The sequence below is a fragment of the Streptomyces spongiicola genome (genome assembly GCF_003122365.1).
Taxonomy (GTDB): domain Bacteria; phylum Actinomycetota; class Actinomycetes; order Streptomycetales; family Streptomycetaceae; genus Streptomyces; species Streptomyces spongiicola.
Genome location: NZ_CP029254.1, coordinates 6,867,979 through 6,884,983, shown reverse-complemented (window position 1 = coordinate 6,884,983; position 17,005 = coordinate 6,867,979). Strand labels below are relative to the sequence as shown.

12 protein-coding genes are annotated in these 17,005 nt (G+C 74.0%); 2 read left to right on the top strand and 10 right to left on the bottom strand.

Annotated elements, in window-relative coordinates:
• The first annotated feature begins 158 nt into the window (after nt 1–158).
• On the top strand, nt 159–1,322 hold the full coding sequence (locus tag DDQ41_RS29900; RefSeq protein ID WP_109297261.1) for an ABC transporter ATP-binding protein: 1,164 nt from the start codon (nt 159–161) through the stop codon (nt 1,320–1,322).
• Between the two features lie 233 nt (nt 1,323–1,555).
• On the opposite strand, the gene DDQ41_RS29895 is transcribed toward DDQ41_RS29900, so the two are convergent.
• The 7 genes from DDQ41_RS29895 to DDQ41_RS29865 all read right to left on the bottom strand — a co-directional run bounded on the left by DDQ41_RS29895 (nt 1,556) and on the right by DDQ41_RS29865 (nt 9,349).
• Nucleotides 1,556–2,614: an ABC transporter substrate-binding protein gene (locus DDQ41_RS29895; protein WP_109298013.1), complete on the bottom strand. Its 1,059-nt coding sequence runs from the start codon at nt 2,612–2,614 to the stop codon at nt 1,556–1,558.
• On the bottom strand, nt 2,611–3,285 hold the full coding sequence (locus DDQ41_RS29890; RefSeq protein ID WP_172607799.1) for an ABC transporter permease: 675 nt from the start codon (nt 3,283–3,285) through the stop codon (nt 2,611–2,613). Before DDQ41_RS29890 ends, DDQ41_RS29895 begins: the two co-directional genes overlap by 4 nt.
• Nucleotides 3,282–3,971: an ABC transporter permease gene (locus DDQ41_RS29885; RefSeq protein ID WP_109297259.1), complete on the bottom strand. Its 690-nt coding sequence runs from the start codon at nt 3,969–3,971 to the stop codon at nt 3,282–3,284. Before DDQ41_RS29885 ends, DDQ41_RS29890 begins: the two co-directional genes overlap by 4 nt.
• 525 nt (nt 3,972–4,496) lie before the next feature.
• Nucleotides 4,497–4,913 carry a DUF7144 family membrane protein gene (locus tag DDQ41_RS29880; RefSeq protein ID WP_109297258.1) on the bottom strand — a complete coding sequence of 139 codons (417 nt, stop codon included), beginning with the start codon at nt 4,911–4,913 and terminating at the stop codon, nt 4,497–4,499.
• A 15-nt stretch (nt 4,914–4,928) separates the two neighbouring features.
• On the bottom strand, nt 4,929–5,336 hold the full coding sequence (locus DDQ41_RS29875; protein WP_027732726.1) for an SHOCT domain-containing protein: 408 nt from the start codon (nt 5,334–5,336) through the stop codon (nt 4,929–4,931).
• Nucleotides 5,337–5,970: 634 nt separating this feature from the next.
• On the bottom strand, nt 5,971–6,168 hold the full coding sequence (locus DDQ41_RS29870) for a hypothetical protein (protein WP_109297257.1): 198 nt from the start codon (nt 6,166–6,168) through the stop codon (nt 5,971–5,973).
• A 358-nt stretch (nt 6,169–6,526) separates the two neighbouring features.
• Nucleotides 6,527–9,349, bottom strand: coding sequence for a helix-turn-helix transcriptional regulator (locus DDQ41_RS29865; RefSeq protein ID WP_109297256.1), 2,823 nt, complete (start codon nt 9,347–9,349; stop codon nt 6,527–6,529).
• A 500-nt stretch (nt 9,350–9,849) separates the two neighbouring features.
• Here DDQ41_RS29865 and DDQ41_RS29860 point away from each other — a divergent pair, with 500 nt between their 5' ends.
• Complete coding sequence (locus tag DDQ41_RS29860; protein ID WP_109297255.1) at nt 9,850–11,160, top strand: diacylglycerol/lipid kinase family protein; 1,311 nt, start codon at nt 9,850–9,852, stop codon at nt 11,158–11,160.
• Nucleotides 11,161–11,704: 544 nt separating this feature from the next.
• On the opposite strand, the gene meaB is transcribed toward DDQ41_RS29860, so the two are convergent.
• The 3 genes from meaB to DDQ41_RS29845 form a co-directional block, all read right to left on the bottom strand.
• Nucleotides 11,705–12,733, bottom strand: a complete 1,029-nt coding sequence (meaB, locus tag DDQ41_RS29855; protein ID WP_109297254.1) for a methylmalonyl Co-A mutase-associated GTPase MeaB — start codon at nt 12,731–12,733, stop codon at nt 11,705–11,707.
• Between the two features lie 6 nt (nt 12,734–12,739).
• Nucleotides 12,740–14,962 carry a methylmalonyl-CoA mutase gene (gene scpA / locus DDQ41_RS29850; RefSeq protein ID WP_109297253.1) on the bottom strand — a complete coding sequence of 741 codons (2,223 nt, stop codon included), beginning with the start codon at nt 14,960–14,962 and terminating at the stop codon, nt 12,740–12,742.
• 80 nt (nt 14,963–15,042) lie between these two features.
• Nucleotides 15,043–16,911, bottom strand: a complete 1,869-nt coding sequence (locus DDQ41_RS29845) for a methylmalonyl-CoA mutase family protein (protein WP_109297252.1) — start codon at nt 16,909–16,911, stop codon at nt 15,043–15,045.
• Nucleotides 16,912–17,005: the final 94 nt, after the last annotated feature.

Genomic DNA, 17,005 nt, shown 5'->3' with positions numbered 1-17,005 from the left:
CCAGAAGCGCCGGAGGTGCCAGAAGTTCCGGAAGCGCCGGTGGGGCCCGAAACGCGAGAGGTGCCGGAAACACGAGAGGTGCCGGAAACACGAGAGGTGCCGGATTCCGGGGGCCGGTCCCATGTGCGTCCCGCGCGCCGCGCGCCTAGCGTGGACGCATGATCCGGTTCGAGGAGGTCTGCAAGGTCTACCCGGACGGGACGACCGCCGTGGACGGGCTGTCCTTCGAGGTCGCCGAGGGGGAACTGGTCACGCTCGTCGGCCCGTCGGGCTGCGGTAAGACGACCACGATGATGATGGTCAACCGGCTGATCGAACCCACGTCCGGGAGGATCCTGGTGGGCGGCGAGGACGTCTCCCGGGTCGACCCGGTGCGGCTGCGCCGCCGCATCGGCTACGTCATCCAGCAGGTCGGCCTCTTCCCGCACCGGACGGTCCTCGACAACACCGCGACCGTGCCGTCCCTGCTGGGCTGGAAGCGGCGCAGGGCCCGGGCCCGGGCCGCGGAACTCCTCGACCTGGTGGGCCTGGATCCGAAGACCTACGGGGACCGCTATCCCGAGCAGCTCTCGGGCGGCCAGCGCCAGCGGGTCGGGGTGGCCCGGGCGCTGGCGGCCGATCCTCCCGTCCTTCTGATGGACGAGCCGTTCGGCGCCGTCGACCCCGTCGTCCGGGAACGCCTTCAGAACGAGTTCCTGAACCTTCAGGCGACCGTCCGCAAGACCGTGCTGCTCGTCACCCACGACCTGGAGGAGGCGGTGCGGATGGGCGATCGCATCGCCGTGTACGGACACGGCCGTATCGAGCAGTTCGGCACTCCAGGCGCGGTGCTCGGCGCCCCCGCGACCGACTACGTGGCACGCTTCGTGGGGGCGGACCGGGGGCTGAAGCGGCTCTCGGTGACCGAGATCGACGAGGACTCCCTGGAGCAGCCCCCGGTGGCGCGCCCGGACGAACCGGCCGGCGTCGCGGCGGCCCGGCTGCGTGCCGCGGACGCCCGCTGGGCGGTCGTGCTCAACGCCGCTGGGGACCTGCACGGCTGGGTGTCCGCCGAGTCCCTGGCCCTGGCCGGTGACCGGGGCACGGTCGGCGACCTGACCTGTCGGATGGAGGCGTGGGTACCGCTGGGGGCTCCGCTGAAGCGTGCCTTCGGCGAGATGCTCCAGCACGACGCCGGATGGGTGGCGGTGGTGGACGGGGAGCGGTTCGCGGGGGTGCTGACCCCGGCGAAGCTCCACGAGGCACTGCGCCGTTCAGTGGGTGCCGAGGCCCTGGGGGTGGGCAGGGACCAGGTGGAGTTCGAGTCCGTGGCGGACGTGTGAGCCGCCCGTGGACCGTCCGCCCGGGCCGCACCCGCGCCGCACCCGGGACCCTCCCCGCCTCTCCGCACCGCCCCACCTCTCCGTACCGCTCCCCACCTCTCCGTACCGCTCCGGGCATCTCCGTACCGCTCCATACCGGTCCAGGCCTCTCCGTACCGGCCCGTACCTCTCCGCACTGGTCCGTACGGGTAAGTGCCGGTAAGTACCGGTCCTGGGTGACTCCCGTCCGGGTCTCACTCCGGGAGCAGGCCCTTGGAGCGCAGGTACTGCCGCGCGACGTCCTCGGGCAGCCTGCGCCAGCTGTCGACCCGCTCGTTGAGCCGGGAGAGGTCCTGCGTGGTGAGGACCGTGTTCAGCCTGCCGAGGGCCTTTGTGACCGCAGGGCCGCCGGCCCGCGACCGGTTGACGACGGGGACGATGTAGTCGGCGTTCTGGAGGTGCTTGTCGTCCTCCAGGATCACCAGACCGAACTCGTCGAGGGTGGCGTCGGTGGTGGTGGTGAGGACCAGTTGGTCACGGCCGGACCGAACGGCCTGTTTGGCCTGTGTGGTACCGACGCCCTTGGGGTCGATCCCGCTGATACGGATGCCGTAGGTCTTCTCCAGCCCGGGCGCGCAGTACGGCCGCCGGACGCATTCGTCACCGGCCGCCAGCCGCACGGGGATCCCGGACCTACCCAGGTCGCTGAGGGTCCGCAGATGGTGGGCACGGGCGAACTCCCCGGTGACGGCGAAGGCGTTCTGGTCGACGGCCCGGCCCGGGTCGAGGACCGTCAGTCCGCGCGGTTCGGCGAGCGAGCGCAGTGCGCGCACGGTGGCGCGGAGATCTGGCGAGCCGACGGGCGGCGCGCCGGGGCCGTGGGTCCTGGCGTTCAGCCAGTCGGCGAAGGTGGCCGCGTACTCGGGGACCACGTCGATCTGCCCGCTCTCCAGGGCGGGTTCGTAGATCTCCCGGTTGGAGACGGAGATGACCTTCGTGCGGTACCCGGCATGTTCGAGCAGCAGGGAGTACATCCGGGCGAGCAGATCGCTCTCGGTGAAGCCGGCGGATCCGATCGTCAGGTGCCTGCTGTCCCCGGGCGGAGCGGTCACCCGTCCCCGGTCCTCCAGGGAGGGCCCGGTGGCACAGGCGGCCACCAGGACCGGCAGGGTGGCGCAGAGGAGTACGCGGAGGAGTGCGCGAAGGGCGGGGACGGTGCACAGGGCGCGGAGGGCGCACAGGGCGCGGAGGGCGCGGAGGGCGCGGAGGGCGCGGAGGGCGGGGAGGATGCGGAGGGCGGGGAGGGGCCTCATGCCGCCGGCCTCCCGGCCCACCTGGGCGCGTACCGTTCAGCGGCCACGAAGACCCCCTCCACCAGCAGCGCGAGGGCGGCGACGAGCACCGCGCCGGCGACCACCTGCGGGGTGGAGGCGAGCTGGAAGCCCGCCGTGATGACGCGGCCCAGCCCGCCGCCACCCGCCAGCGCCGCGACGGTCGCGGTGGCCACGAGCTGGACGGCCGCGGTCCGCAGTCCCGTCAGGACGAGCGGCGCCGCCAGCGGGAGTTCGACGCCGAGCAGTGTCTGGGGGCCGGTCATGCCCATCCCCCGCGCGGCGCGCACCACGTCCCGGTCCACACCGCGCATGCCGACGTAGGCGTTGGTCAGCAGCGGCGGCACGGCGAACAGCACCAGCGCGACGATGGTGGGCCAGTCGCCCCACGTACCGATCGGGCTGAGCAGCAGCAGGACGAGGACCGCGAAGGTCGGTACGGCCCGGCCCGCGTTGGAGATGTTGACGGCGAGGGCCCCGCCCCTGCCGAGGTGGCCGAGTACGAGGGCCACGGGGAGGGCGATCGCGCAACTGATCGCCAGACAGACCGATGTGAGGTAGAGGTGCTGGCCGAGGCGGCGCCACACACCGTCCTGGCCCGACCAGTTGGCGGAGCTGGTCAGCCAGTCCCAGGTCTGGGCGAGCGTGTTCACGCGGCGGCCCGCCGTGACGGCCGCGTCCACGGGGTGAGCGCCCGCTGGACGCCCAGCAGGGCGATGTCGGCGGCCACGGCGATGAGCACGCAGAGCACCGAGGCCGTCAGCACCTGCGCCCTGAAGTAGGTGTTCATTCCCGAGTAGATGAGGTTGCCCAGCCCGCCGAAGCCGACGATCGCGCCGATGGTGACCAGTGATACGGCGGACACGGTGGCGATCCTCAGCCCGGCCATCGCGGCCGGCAGGGCCAGCGGCAGCTCGACGGCCAGGAGCTGCCGCGCCGGCCCGTAACCCATGCCGCGCGCGGCCTGCCGGGTCTCGGCGGGGACGGCACGGAGTCCCGCGAGGATGTTGCGGACCAGCAGGGTGAGGGAGTACAGCACGAGTCCGGCGATGACGAGCGAGGCGGACAGCCCGTACACCGGAAGCAGTATCGAGAACATCGCCAGGGACGGGATCGTGTAGAGGATCGTCGTCAGCCCGAGCACGGGGCCGGCGGCCCAGCGCCGGCCGCAGGCAGCCACGGCGAGGGGCACGGCGACGAGCAGTCCCAGGGCCACGGAGACGAACGTCAGCTGGAGGTGCTGGAGAGTGGCGTCCCAGAGGATCTCGCGGCGGCTGGAGAGGTAGGCGCCGCAGATCCACTCGTTGCGTGTGAGGCAGTCGTCGGGAGTCGGCGTCACCCGTCCATTGCAGCCCGGGCCCCCTGCTCGCGCGCGCTGTGCGCGCCTGTCCGAGTGCGCGTGGGCACGACCCGGACGGTCGCCGGTCGCCGGCGGCACCGGCATACCGGGCCAGGCGCCGGCATACCGGGCACCGGACACCGGCGTACCGGGAACCGGCGTACCGCCCGCGGGAGTCCTGGGGCGGGCGGCGCCCACGCCCCGTCCCTCGGTGGCGCTCACCGACCGGGCCGACTGGCACGGGGACCGGCCCCCGCTCGGCCGGTGGAAGCGCTGCCCCGGCCGCTGTCGGTGTCCGCGAGAACCGTGAGAACCGTGAGGACCGCCCGGTGGACCGGTGGCCCGGTGGCCCGGACGGCCCGGACGGCCCTGGCGGTCCTGCCGGTCCTGCCGGTCCTGGCGGTCCTCGCTGCACAGCCGCCGTGCTGCCGCGGGCGCCGGAGGCAACCGCGGGCGGTCCGCCGGACCGGCGGACCAGCGGACCGGCGGACCAGCGGACCGGCGGACCGGCGGACCGGCGGAGCGTCAGATCTTCTCCTCCTCCGACCGTCCGACGCACAGGGCCCAGATGATCGCGATGTAGAGGGCGATCGCGACCAGGGACCACAGCGGGTAGTACGGCAGGGAGAGGAAGTTGACGACCAGCAGCACCCCGGCCAGGGCGATGCCGAGGATCCGCGCCCACAGGGCGCCCTTGAAGAGGGCGAAACCGGCCGCGACTGCGACGATCCCGAAGATCAGATGCAGCCAGCCCCATGCGGTGAGGTCGAACCGGAAGACGTAGCCGGGCGTCGCGACGAACACGTCGTCGTTGGCGATGCCCATGATTCCGCGGAAGAAGTCCAGGAATCCGGCGATGATCAGGACCACTCCGGCGAACATCGTCAGGCCTCCGGCCCAGGCGAAGTAGCGCTTGGAGTGTGCGGTGGTCGGTTCGGTCATGATGTCCCCTCGTCCTCAACTCAGGAGCTTGTCCTTGGCTCGCTGGAACTCCTCCTCGCTCAGGTCCCCCTTGGACCTCAGTTCGGAGAGCCGGGCAAGCTCGTCCCCCGTACCGGCGCCCTTGGCGGTCTGCCGGATGTACGCGTTGAAGGCTTCCTGCTGCTCCTGCGCATGCTGGATCTCGCGCCTGCCCATGTCCTTGCCGCGGACGATCACGTAGATCAGCACGCCGAGGAAGGGAATCAGCAGCATGAAGACGATCCAGGCCGCCTTGGCCCAGCCGTTCATCTCGTGGTCGCGGAAGATGTCCACGAAGACACGGAAGAGCAGCACCAGCCACACGACCCACAGGAAGATCCACATCACGGTCCAGAACGCGCCCAGAACCGGATAGTCGTAAGCGAGGTCGACCGCGTCGTCCATCTCCGTCCTCCTGCCGTTCCCGTCGGACCTCGGATGTCCGCTCGCCGTCAGTGTGGGACGGCGGGCGGGCGGTTCCCTCACCCCGCACGGGTGAATCAAGCGGCGGTCGGAGCAGCCGGGGGCGGCCGGGTTCATCGCCGTGGCGACCCCGCCGGACCCCGGCGCGGGCCCGCCGTGTCCTCCCCCTGGCCGCCGGCCCGCACTCACCCGGGCGGCCCGCCACGGTAGGGAAGCCGACTGCCGGCCTTTCCCGCCGGCCCGTACACACCCGGCCGGCCCGTACGCCGCGGGCCCGCCCGTACGCCGCCGACTTGCCCGTACGCCGCCGAGCGGGTGAGCGGTGAGGAGAGAGCGGCAGACGCTCCCGGCAGGAGCCTCGCACGGTCGGACAGCGGTTCCCCGCACGGCTCGGCCCGGTCCCGGAACGAGCCCACGTCCCCGAGCGGCCCGTCCCCGGCAGCGGGCGCTCGCCGTCCGTACGGCGGACACCGGCTCCGCCGTACGGCGCGGGCTCCAGCTCATCTGCGGGCCCCGAGGCCGTGCGGCGGCGCATCGGTGCCGGTGGGGCGGCGGTGCCGGTGGGGCGGCGGTGCCGGCGGCGCATCGGCGCCGGCGGCGCGGTCGGGCAACCCGCTCAGTCGGGCAGCCGGCGCAGCTCCACCACGCGGAGGCCGAGGTCCTGGAAGCGTACGAGCAGTCCGTACAGATGTGCCTCGTCCGTGACGGGCCCGTACAGGACGGTCTCCTCCGGCACCGTCACTTCGTCGAGTTCGGGAAAGGCACCGGCGACGGGCGGTGACAGATGACCGGAGACGCGGAACTCGTATCGCATGCGAGCACTTCCCCGTGCGCTGAGGGCTCTTGCTGCATGGTGGCGTCGCGCGCGGCGGCCCCGCATCACCCGCACGAGGTGACCCGGCGCCCGGCGGGCGGCGCCGATCCCGGCGGGCAAGCGCACCGCGGCCGTCGCGGACCGGCCCGGTGCGGCCCCCCGCCCCCGGAGACGGGCATGTGCCGGGCAGCCACGGCGACGGCAGCGGTCGGACGGGCCGAGCCCATCCGGGACCACCGAGCCGAACCGGTCCGGAACCACCGGCCAGAGCAGGTCCAGGACCACCGGCCAGAGCAGGTCCGGAACCACCGGGCCGAGCCCATCCGGAACCACCGGGCCGAGCGGGGTCCGCCGCCGATCAGAGGAGACCGATGTCCCGGGCGCGGCGTACCGCCTCGCTGCGGCGGGAGACCGCCAGCTTGCGGTAGACGCTCTTCAGGTGCGTCTTGACGGTGTTGACGGACAGGAACAGCTCGGCGGCGATCTCGTCCGTCGACATCGTCTGCGCGGCGCACCGCAGGACGTCGCGCTCGCGGGGGCTGAGCTGCTCGACGAGCAGGGGGACCCCGTGTGCCGGGCCGTCCGGGCCGGAGCGGGTTCCGGCACCTCGACCGGGCCGCTTCCCCGCGCCCGCCGACCGTCCCGTCAACCAGGCCCCGGCGTCGGCGAGTCCGGGCGCGCGGGCGAGCAGATGCCGCAGCCACGGGCCGGCCTCGGTGAACGGGGCGCGCAGTCCGTGCGGCCGCGCGGTGCGCACCGCGGCGGCGACGAGCGGCACCGCCCTCGCGGTGTCCCCGCCGGCCACCGCCGACTCCGCTTCGAGAAGCTGCGCGCGTACCCGGACGGCAGGAGGGACCCGCTCGCCGTCGGGTAGCCCGGCGAGCAGCCGGCCCGCCTGTCCGCCGTCTCCGTCGGCGAGACGGGCGGCGGCCGCGGCGACGGTGAGCGCCGGGCTGCCCACGGGCGCCTCGCCGAGTGCGGCGAGCGCGGCTGCCGGGTCGCCGCGGGCCAGATGGACCGAGCTGCGGGCCACGGCGATACGGGCGGCCGCCTCTCCCCCTGCGCGGGCCGGGCCGTCGGCCGAGACGGGGGCGTCGTCGAGCGCCGACAGGGCCGCCGCAGTTCGTCCGTGGGCGAGTTCGAGACGGCAGCGGAGCACCGCGGCCTCGGCCGCTGCCGGTACGTCGTGGGCCGGAGCGTGGGCGCGGGCCGCGTCGAGGTACCGGCCGGCGGCCGTGGGGTCGCCGCGGTCGGCGGCGACCGCGGCGAGGGCGAGGTGGCAGCGTGCCGTGCGGCGGTCGAGGGGTATGCCGTGCTCCTCGGCGGCCGTCAGCCCGTCCCGGGCGTGTGCTTCGGCTTCCCGCAGCAGTCCGCCGGCGGCCTCGGCCAGAGCCAGCGCACCGAGGCAGTGGTAGCGGACCGTCCAGGTCTGCTCGTCCGTCGCAGAGGCCAGGGCTGCGGCGAACGCCTCCCGTGCCTCGGAGCCGTGTCCCGCGGCGAGGAGGGCCCGGCCCCGGCCGTAGCGGCGGAGCGCCTCGATCTCGGGATGCCGGGCGAGCAGCGCTCGGTCGACCCGTCCCATCAGTATCCGTACCTCGCGGTCCGGGTCGGGTTCCGCGCGGTCCGCGTCGGGTTCCCCGCGGTCCGGGGCACGGTCCGCCACGGTGGGCTCCCCGCCGTCGCCGTCCTCCGCGGGGACGGTCTCCGCGGGGACGGTCTTCGGGGGGGCGGTCTTCTGGGGGACGGACTTCGGGGGGACGGTGGTGCCCGTCCCGGTGTCAGCCCCGGTGAGGAGCGCCAGCAGCGCCCGGGTGAGCAGGATCTCGGGGGCTGCGCCGCCGCTCGGACGAGCGCCCGCGAGGTGCTTGCGGCCGGCGGCCTCGTCCCCGCGGGCCAGGGCGCAGGCGGCCGCGGCGAGGGCGGGCGCGGTACCGGGCAGTCCGTCCGGCATCGAACTGAACAACCGTTCGAGACGATGGCTTTCCGGACCGGTGAGGAGGCGTCCCGCGGCGAGCCGGTCGACGAGCAGACCGGCGGCGTACGGCCAGTCGTCCGCCGCGGCCGCGTGCTCTATCGCTTCGGTCAGCCTGTCGTGCGATTCGAGCCAGCGCGCGGCCTCGCGGTGCAGCGGCCCGGCGAGCGCCGGGCCCCGGCTGCGCAGATGGGCGCGGAGCACCTCGGCGAACAGCGGGTGGCAGCGGTACCAGGAGGTGTCGCCGATCGGCTCGACGAAGGCGTTGTCGCGGACGAGCCTGCCGAGGATGCGCTCGCCGTCGTCGCGTCCGGTGAGGGCGTCGGCGAGCCCCGGGTGGACGTGGGTGAGGATGCTGGTGCGGACGAGCAGGTCCTGTGTCGCCGTCGGCTGGGCCGCCAGGACCTCGGCCGTGAGGTAGTCGGATACGGCGTTCTGCGAGGCTGCGAAGGACTGGGCGAAGTGCTCGGCGTCCTCGGCCCGCTGCATCGCGAGGGCGCACAGCCGGAGACCGGCGGCCCAGCCCTGGGTTCGTTCGGTGAGGACACCGACGCTCTCCTGGGAGGGCGTGAGCCCGTGGCAGCGCAGCAGCTGCGCCGTCTCGCGCGGCGTGAACGCCAGTTCCGACCCGCGGATCTCGCAGACCCGGGCCTCGGCCCGGTAGCGGTGCAGGGGCAGCGCGGGGTCGACCCGCCCGAGGAGGACCAGCCGCAGGGACGGCCCGGCGTGAGCGAGGACGAAGTCCAGCTCGGCGGCGATGCCGTGGACGCCGGCGTGTTCCAGCCCGTCGAGGACCAGCACCACCGGCTCGGGCAGCTGTGCGAGGGCGCCGGCCAGCCGCACGATCAGCGAGTGGTCGACGTTGTCGGCGCTCGCCGGGCTGCCGACCCCGTCGGGGAGGGGCACCCGGTGGTAGCGGAAGGCGCCGAGCACATAGGCCCAGAACACACCCGGCGCGTTGTCGTCGCTCTCCACCGTGAGCCAGACCACCGGACCGGGCGCCAGGTCCGCCGCATGCCAGGACGCGGCGAGGGTGGTCTTGCCCGCGCCCGCGGGCCCCGTGATCACCGTGAGGGGGCCACGGGCTCCCTCGGTGAGCCGGTCCAGCAGGCGCTGCCGGGCCACGAAGGCAGGCGGTACGGCGGGTACCGCGAACTTCGCGGCCAGCAGCGGGTCGCCGCTGGGGTGCAGCTGGGCGTCCTCGGCCATGGGTTCCACCGCCGTGCCGTCCGTTCGTCGGCCTTCATGATCCCAGCGCCCATTCATGATCGCCAACGGCCGCGGCAGACGGCCACGGCCCCGGGGCCCCGCCGGGCACCCCCACGCCCCCGCGCCCCGCATCCCCGTGCCGCGGAAGGCACTGCGCGGGGGAAGGCACTGCGCGGGGAAAGGCGGCCGCGGAAGGCACTGCGCGGGGGCGGCAGGAGAGGCGGCACCCTCCGTGCGGTTGTGCAATGACGGTAGGAGTGGACGGCAGGGGACATCCCTGAGGGGCCGTGGGGGACCGGGGACCCGACGAACCGGGGGACCCTGAAGAAACCGGAGAGAGGCGGAGAGAACGGGAAGGAGGCGGAGGTGCCGGCCGGAGCATGCGCTACCGGATGAGACACGGAGAGGACGGCTGAACGAGAGAACCTCGCCGGACGAGGAGCGACCGGGGGAAGAGGAGGGGCCCGGTGGGCCGGGAAGGGACACCGACCGGAGGTGGCATGGACGACGACGGCAGGACGCGGGCGGTGCGGGCCCAGCGGTGGAGCGCGCGGCTGGCGGTCCTCGCGGCGGCCGCCGTCGTGGTGCTGCTGGTGGCCTCCGGGCTCGGCGGTATCGCGATGGTGCTGCTGGTACTCGCCGGGACGGCGGTGACGGCGGCCGCTCTGTGGTGGGCGCTGACCCGGCGGGGAGCCGTACGGGTGCTGGCGGTTCTGCTGGCGTCGGCCGCCCCGCTGACCGTCATCTGGCTCCAGGTCCGTTCGGGGGTGCTGTGGGTCATGGTGCTGTGCCTCGTCCTCGGGGCGGTGGCCGCCTCGGCCGGGTGGGAGGCGCTCGCCCTGGACGCCCGGCACCAGGCCCGGCCCGCGGTGGCGACACGGCGTCCCACCCGGCCGTTCCTGATCATGAACCCGCGCTCGGGCGGCGGGAAGGTGGCGGGTTTTGGGCTGAGGGAGCGGGCCGAACGCGCGGGAGCCGAGGTGTTCCTGCTGGACCCGGACCACCCGAGCGATGTCGCGGCGGTGGCACGGGAGGCCGTCGCGGGCGGCGCCGACCTGCTGGGGGTGGCCGGCGGTGACGGTACCCAGGCCCTGGTAGCGGGGGTCGCGGCGGAGGCGGGCGTGCCGTTCATGGTGGTACCCGCGGGCACGCGGAACCATTTCGCCCTGGATCTGGGACTCGACCGCGACGACCCGTCGAAGGCGCTGCACGCCCTGACCGACGGGGTCGAACTCACCGTCGACCTCGGTACCGTCGGGGGCCGGGTCTTCGTCAACAACGCGTCCTTCGGGGCCTATGCGCTGGTCGTACAGAGCGACGCATACCGCGAGGACAAGGTCGGCACCACGCTGGACCTGTTCCCCGACGTGCTGACGCACCGCGCGGGACCGCGGCTCACGGTGCGGGCTGCGGGGACGACGCTGTCCTCCCCTCAGGCGGTCCTGGTGAGCAACAACCCCTACCGCGCCGGGGACCGGGCCTCGGTCGCCCGCCGGGACCGCCTGGACCGCGGCGTCCTGGGCGTCCTCGGCGTCACCGTGGACAGCGCCGCCCAGGCCGCCGGGCTGCTGCGCGGCGAACGCTCGCCCGGTTTCACGGCGCTCACCGCCCGCGAGGTCGTCGTCGACGCCGACGCACCGGAGGTACGGGTCGGCGTGGACGGGGAGGCCGTGACGATGCCCGTCCCGGTCCGCTGCACCGTCAGGCCCGGCGCCCTGCGCGTGCGAGTGCCCCGCCACCGGCCCGGAGTCCCGCACGCCCGGCCCCGGCTGAAGTGGCGCCGGCTGGTGATGCTCGCGCTGGCACGCTGACGGAGTTCAGCCACCCAGGGGCGGGGCGTGCTCGCGGCCGGACCGGCGGCAGGGCATCCACTGACGCGCCGCAGGTTCCGCGTACACGATCACCCCGCGCGCTCCAGTCGCACCACAGGCCCCGCACACCCCATGTGCACCGACCACCCTGTGGGCCCCGTGCACACCGGTGACCCTGCACGCGCCGGTCGTCACACGCGTCCCGATCGCCCGACGCCTGCCGGTCGCACCACAGGCCCCGCACACCCGGCGCGCTCCGGTCGCACCACAGGCCCCGCACACCCCGCGCGCTCCGGTCGCCCCGCAAGCCCCGCAAGCCCCGCAAGCCCCGCAAGCCCCGCACCGGCACGATGCCGTACCCGGTGGCCCGGGCGAGCACGCCCCGCACACCCGCACACCCGCACACCCGCACGCCCCGCGCGCTCCGGTCACACCGCACGCCCCGCAAGCCCCGGCCCGCGTGCACCGGTCGCCCCCGCGCCTTCACGCCCTCGCCACGGCACCACGGCGCCCAGGCCCCGGCGCGTCACCCCGTTCACCCCGTTCACCCCTCCCCCGCGAACGCCTCCAGGATGCGCTCCGCCGCGAGGGTCGCCGTCAGTTCGCCGTCGCGTACCCGCTGTTCCAGTGCGGGGCCGAGGGCCCGGACCCCCGGATGGGAGTGGAGGCGGCCGAGGAGTTCGTCCCGCACCATCGTCCAGGCCCAGTCGACCTGCTGCTCACGGCGCTTGGCGATCAGACGGCCGTCCGCGTCGAGCAGCGCGCGGTGCTGCTCCAGCCGGTCCCAGACGGTGTCGAGCCCACGGGACTCCCGGGCGCTGCAGCTCAGCACGGGCGGGGTCCAGGCGGCGTCGGCCGACGGGGTGTCCCCGGGTCCGGCGGCGCTGAGACCGTGGGGACGCATCAGCCGCAGCGCGCCCGCCAGTTCCCGCGCCGCGGCCCGGGCGTCGCGCTCGTGCGGGCCGTCGGCCTTGTTGACCGCGAGGACGTCCGCCAGTTCCAGCACGCCCTTCTTGATGCCCTGGAGCTGGTCGCCGGTCCGGGCGAGGGTGAGCAGCAGAAAGGAGTCGACCATCCCGGCGACCGCCGTCTCCGACTGGCCGACGCCGACCGTCTCCACCAGGACCACGTCGTATCCGGCCGCCTCCATCACCACCATGGACTCGCGGGTCGCCTTGGCCACCCCGCCCAGGGTGCCGGCCGAGGGCGACGGCCGCACGAAGGCCGCGGGGTCGACGGAAAGCCGCTCCATCCTCGTCTTGTCGCCGAGGATGGAGCCGCCGGTGCGGGTGGACGACGGGTCGACGGCCAGCACCGCCACCCGGTGCCCCAGCCCGGTCAGCATCGTGCCGAAGGCGTCGATGAAGGTGGACTTGCCCACCCCCGGCACTCCGCTGACCCCGATCCGCCGTGCGCCGCCGCTGTGCGGCAGCAGTTCGGTCAGCAGCCGCTGGGCCGCGGCGCGGTGGTCGGGCCGGCTGGACTCGACGAGCGTGATGGCGCGGGCGACGGCCGCCCGCTTCCCGTCGAGCACACCCTTGGCGTACGCGTCGACGTCGAATTCCCTGGCCATCGGCGGCTACCGCCCGTCGTGGCCCAGCGCGGCGGCCAGGCGCTCGACCAGGTCGTGGGCGGCGTCGGGGATGACCGTGCCGGGCGGGAAGACCGCCGTCGCCCCCATCTCCAGCAGGGTGGCCACGTCCTGCGGCGGGATCACCCCGCCCACGACGATCATGATGTCCTCGCGGCCCTCCTCCGCCAGCTGCTCGCGCAGCGCGGGGACGAGGGTGAGATGGCCCGCCGCGAGCGAGGAGACGCCCACGACGTGTACATCCGCCTCCACCGCCTGCCGGGCCACCTCGGCCGGGGTCTGGAACAGCGGGCCGACGTCCACGTCGAAGCCCAGGTCGGCGAAGGCGGACGCGATCACCTTCTGGCCGCGGTCGTGGCCGTCCTGGCCCATCTTGGCGACGAGAATGCGCGGACGGCGGCCTTCCGCCTCCTCGAAGCGGTCGACCAGGCTCCTGGTGCGTTCCACGGAGGGCGACTCCCCTGCCTCGTTGCGGTACACGCCGGAGATGGTACGGATCTGGCCCGCGTGCCGTCCGTACACCTTCTCCAGGGCGTCCGAGATCTCCCCGACGGTCGCCTTCGCCCGGGCCGCGTTCACCGCGAGCGCCAGCAGGTTGCTCTCGGGTCCGGCACCGGAGTCCCGCCCGGCGGCCTCGGTCAGCGCGCGCAGCGCGTCCCGGCAGGCGGTCTCGTCGCGTTCCTCGCGCAGCCGGCGCAGCTTGGCGATCTGCCGGGCGCGCACGGAGGAGTTGTCGACCTTGAGGACGTCGATCGCCTCGTCGCTCCCGACGCGGTACTTGTTGACGCCGATGACGGGCTGCCGCCCGGAGTCGATCCGGGCCTGGGTGCGCGCCGCCGCCTCCTCCACCCGCAGCTTGGGGATCCCCTCGTCGATGGCCTGTGCCATGCCGCCGGCCGCCTCGACCTCCCTGATGTGCTGCCAGGCACGGCGTGCCAGGTCGTGGGTGAGCTTCTCGACGTACGCGCTGCCGCCCCAGGGGTCGATCACCCGGCAGGTGCCGGACTCCTGCTGGAGCACCAGCTGGGTGTTGCGGGCGATGCGGGCGGAGAAGTCGGTGGGCAGCGCCAGGGCCTCGTCGAGGGCGTTGGTGTGCAGGGACTGGGTGTGGCCCTGGGTCGCGGCCATGGCCTCCACGCAGGTGCGGGTGACGTTGTTGAAGACGTCCTGCGCGGTGAGGGACCAGCCGGAGGTCTGCGAATGGGTGCGCAGCGACAGCGACTTGGCGTTCTGCGGATCGAACTGCCTGACCAGCTTGGCCCACAGCAGCCGCGCCGCGCGCAGCTTGGCGACCTCCATGAAGAAGTTCATGCCGATCGCCCAGAAGAAGGACAGGCGCGGCGCGAAGGCGTCCACGTCGAGACCCGCGTCCCGTCCGGCGCGCAGGTACTCCACCCCGTCGGCGAGGGTGTAGGCCAGCTCCAGGTCTGCCGTGGCGCCGGCCTCCTGGATGTGGTAGCCGGAGATGGAGATGGAGTTGTAGCGCGGCATCCGCTGCGAGGTGTACGCGAAGATGTCGGAGATGATCCGCATCGAGGGGCGCGGCGGGTAGATGTAGGTGTTGCGGACCATGAACTCCTTGAGGATGTCGTTCTGGATGGTCCCCGCCAGCTTCTCGGGCGGTACGCCCTGTTCCTCCGCGGCGACGATGTAGAGCGCGAGCACGGGCAGTACGGCGCCGTTCATCGTCATCGACACCGTCATCCGGTCCAGCGGGATGCCGTCGAAGAGCCGCCGCATGTCGTAGATCGAGTCGATGGCGACGCCCGCCATGCCGACGTCGCCGGTGACGCGCGGGTGGTCGCTGTCGTAGCCGCGGTGGGTGGGCAGGTCGAAGGCGACCGAGAGGCCCTTCTGGCCGGCGGCGAGGTTGCGCCGGTAGAAGGCGTTGGACTCCTCGGCGGTGGAGAAGCCCGCGTACTGGCGGATCGTCCACGGCTGGTTGACGTACATCGTGGGGTACGGGCCGCGCAGATAGGGCGCCACGCCCGGGTAGGTGCCGAGGAAGTCCAGGCCCTCCAGGTCGCGGCCGGTGTAGAGCGGCTTGACGCCGATGCCCTCCGGTGTCTCCCAGACCAGGTCGTCGGCGCTGCTGCCGGTGTGCTCCTTGACGGCGGCGCGCCACTGCTCCTCGGTCACCCCGGCGGCCGGGGTGCCCGGGCCGAGGGCGACCTCGGAGAAGTCGGGGATCCGCGTCACGGAGCCGTCCACCGGGCCGTTCACGGAGCCACTCACCGGGCCTTTCACCGGGCCTTTCACGGGGCCACTCACCGGGCCGTTCGCCGGGCCTTTCACCGGGCCACTCCCATGCGGTCGAGAACGGAGGACAGCACGCCGACGGCGTCGCAGCCCGCGAAGACGTAGGCGTCGACGCCCGGGTACTCGGCGGGGCGGCCGGCCAGGAACACCTGGCGGGCGCCGGCCGACCTGAGGGCCTCGGCGACCTCCCCGGCCTGCTCCTCGTACAGCGCGTCGCCGGAGCAGAGGCAGGCGACCGAGGCGCCGCTGCGGGCGAAGGCGCCGGCGGCCGTGGCGGCGTCGACCGTCACCGGGTCGTGGACCGGTTCGACACCGCCCGCCTGGAACAGGTTCGAGGCGAACGCCACCCGCGCGGTGTGCGCGGAGGCGGGGCCGAGCGCGGCGAGGAAGACGCGGGGGCGGGCGCCGGTCGCGGCCAGATGGGCGTCGGAGCGGGCGCGCAGGGCCTCGTAGTCCTCGTCGCGGCGCACCCGGGGCAGCCCGCCCCCGGGGCTGACGGCTGCCGGGCGGACGGCTGCGGGCGCGGGCTCGCGCTCGACGGGCTTCTCGCCGAGGAACGGGAACTCGCTGACCCCGGTGACGGGTTCACGGCGCTTGGCGAGCCCGCGCTTGCGCTCCGCCCAGGTGGTGGCGATGCGCTCGCCGACCAGTCCGGAGCGCAGCGCCTCGCCCTGGCCCCCGGCCCGCTCCACTTCCTGGAAGAACGCCCAGGCCGCGTGGGCGAGTTCGTCGGTGAGCCGTTCCACGTACCAGGAGCCGCCCGCGGGGTCGGCGACCCGGCCGAGGTGCGACTCCTCCAGCAGGATGGAGGAGGTGTTGCGGGCGATGCGGCGGGCGAAGGCGTCCGGCAGGCCCAGTTCGTGGTCGAAGGGCAGCACGGTCACGGCGTCCGCGCCGCCGACGCCCGCGCCGAGGCAGGCGATGGTGGTGCGCAGCATGTTCACGTACGGGTCGCGGCGGGTCATCATCACCGGCGAGGTCACCGCGTGCTGCCGCTGGGCCGCGCCCGCGTCCCCGGCGGCACCGGACACCTCCGCGACGCGCGCCCACAGCCGGCGGGCGGCGCGCAGTTTGGCGACGGTGAGGAACTGGTCGGCGGTCGCGGCGTAGCGGAACTCCAGCTGCCGCAGGGCGTCCCCGGTCGCCAGTCCGGCGGCGGTGAGGGCCCGGAGGTAGGCGACTCCGGTCGCGATCGACACGCCCAGCTCCTGTCCGGCGGAGGCGCCGGCCTCGTGGTAGGGCAGCGCGTCGACGGTCAGTGCGCGGAGCGCCGGGTACCGGTCGCCGGTGCGGCGGGCGAGTTCCACCGCCGCCTCGGTGTCCACGGGCTCCCCGGTGCGGGCGGACGCTCCGAGCGGGTCGGCGCCCAGGTTGCCCCTCGCCTCCTCGCGGGGGACGCCGCGCTCCTCGTAGAGGCGCAGCAGTTCACCGGCGGCGGCCGCGGTGTCCGGGCCGGCGTCGAGGACGACCGGGGCGAGGTCGAGGTAGACGCCGTCCAGGGCCCGGGCGAGGCCGGTCACCGGCAATCCGGCGTCCCCGACGGTGAGCCAGAGGGAGGTGACGCCGTTCTCGAGGTCCGCGAGGACCGCCTCGTTGGCGCGGTCCGCCTCCGGGCGCCCGTGGCGCTGGCGCACGTCCCAGCCGCCGACCGGCCGGCCGCCGCGCAGATACGGCGCGAAGCCGGGATAGCCGGCGTCGGGCGCGGTGTCCCGCGCGGTGTAGAGGGGGCTCGCCACGAGCCCGTCGTCCAGGGCTGTCGCCAGCGCCTCTTCCGCCGCCGCACCCGACACGTCCTTGCCCGATTTGCGCAGCACACCCTCGACGAGGCGCTGCCACTGCTCATGGGTGGCGTCGGGGAACTCGGAGGCGAGCGTGAGCCCGTCATCAGGCAGAACCGTCATGCTCGGATGCTAGGGCAGGGTTACGGATGAGCAGGATAGGAGACGGCTGTGACCTTGCTCGCTGATTTGGCACTCGGTGCCGCATCGACTGCCC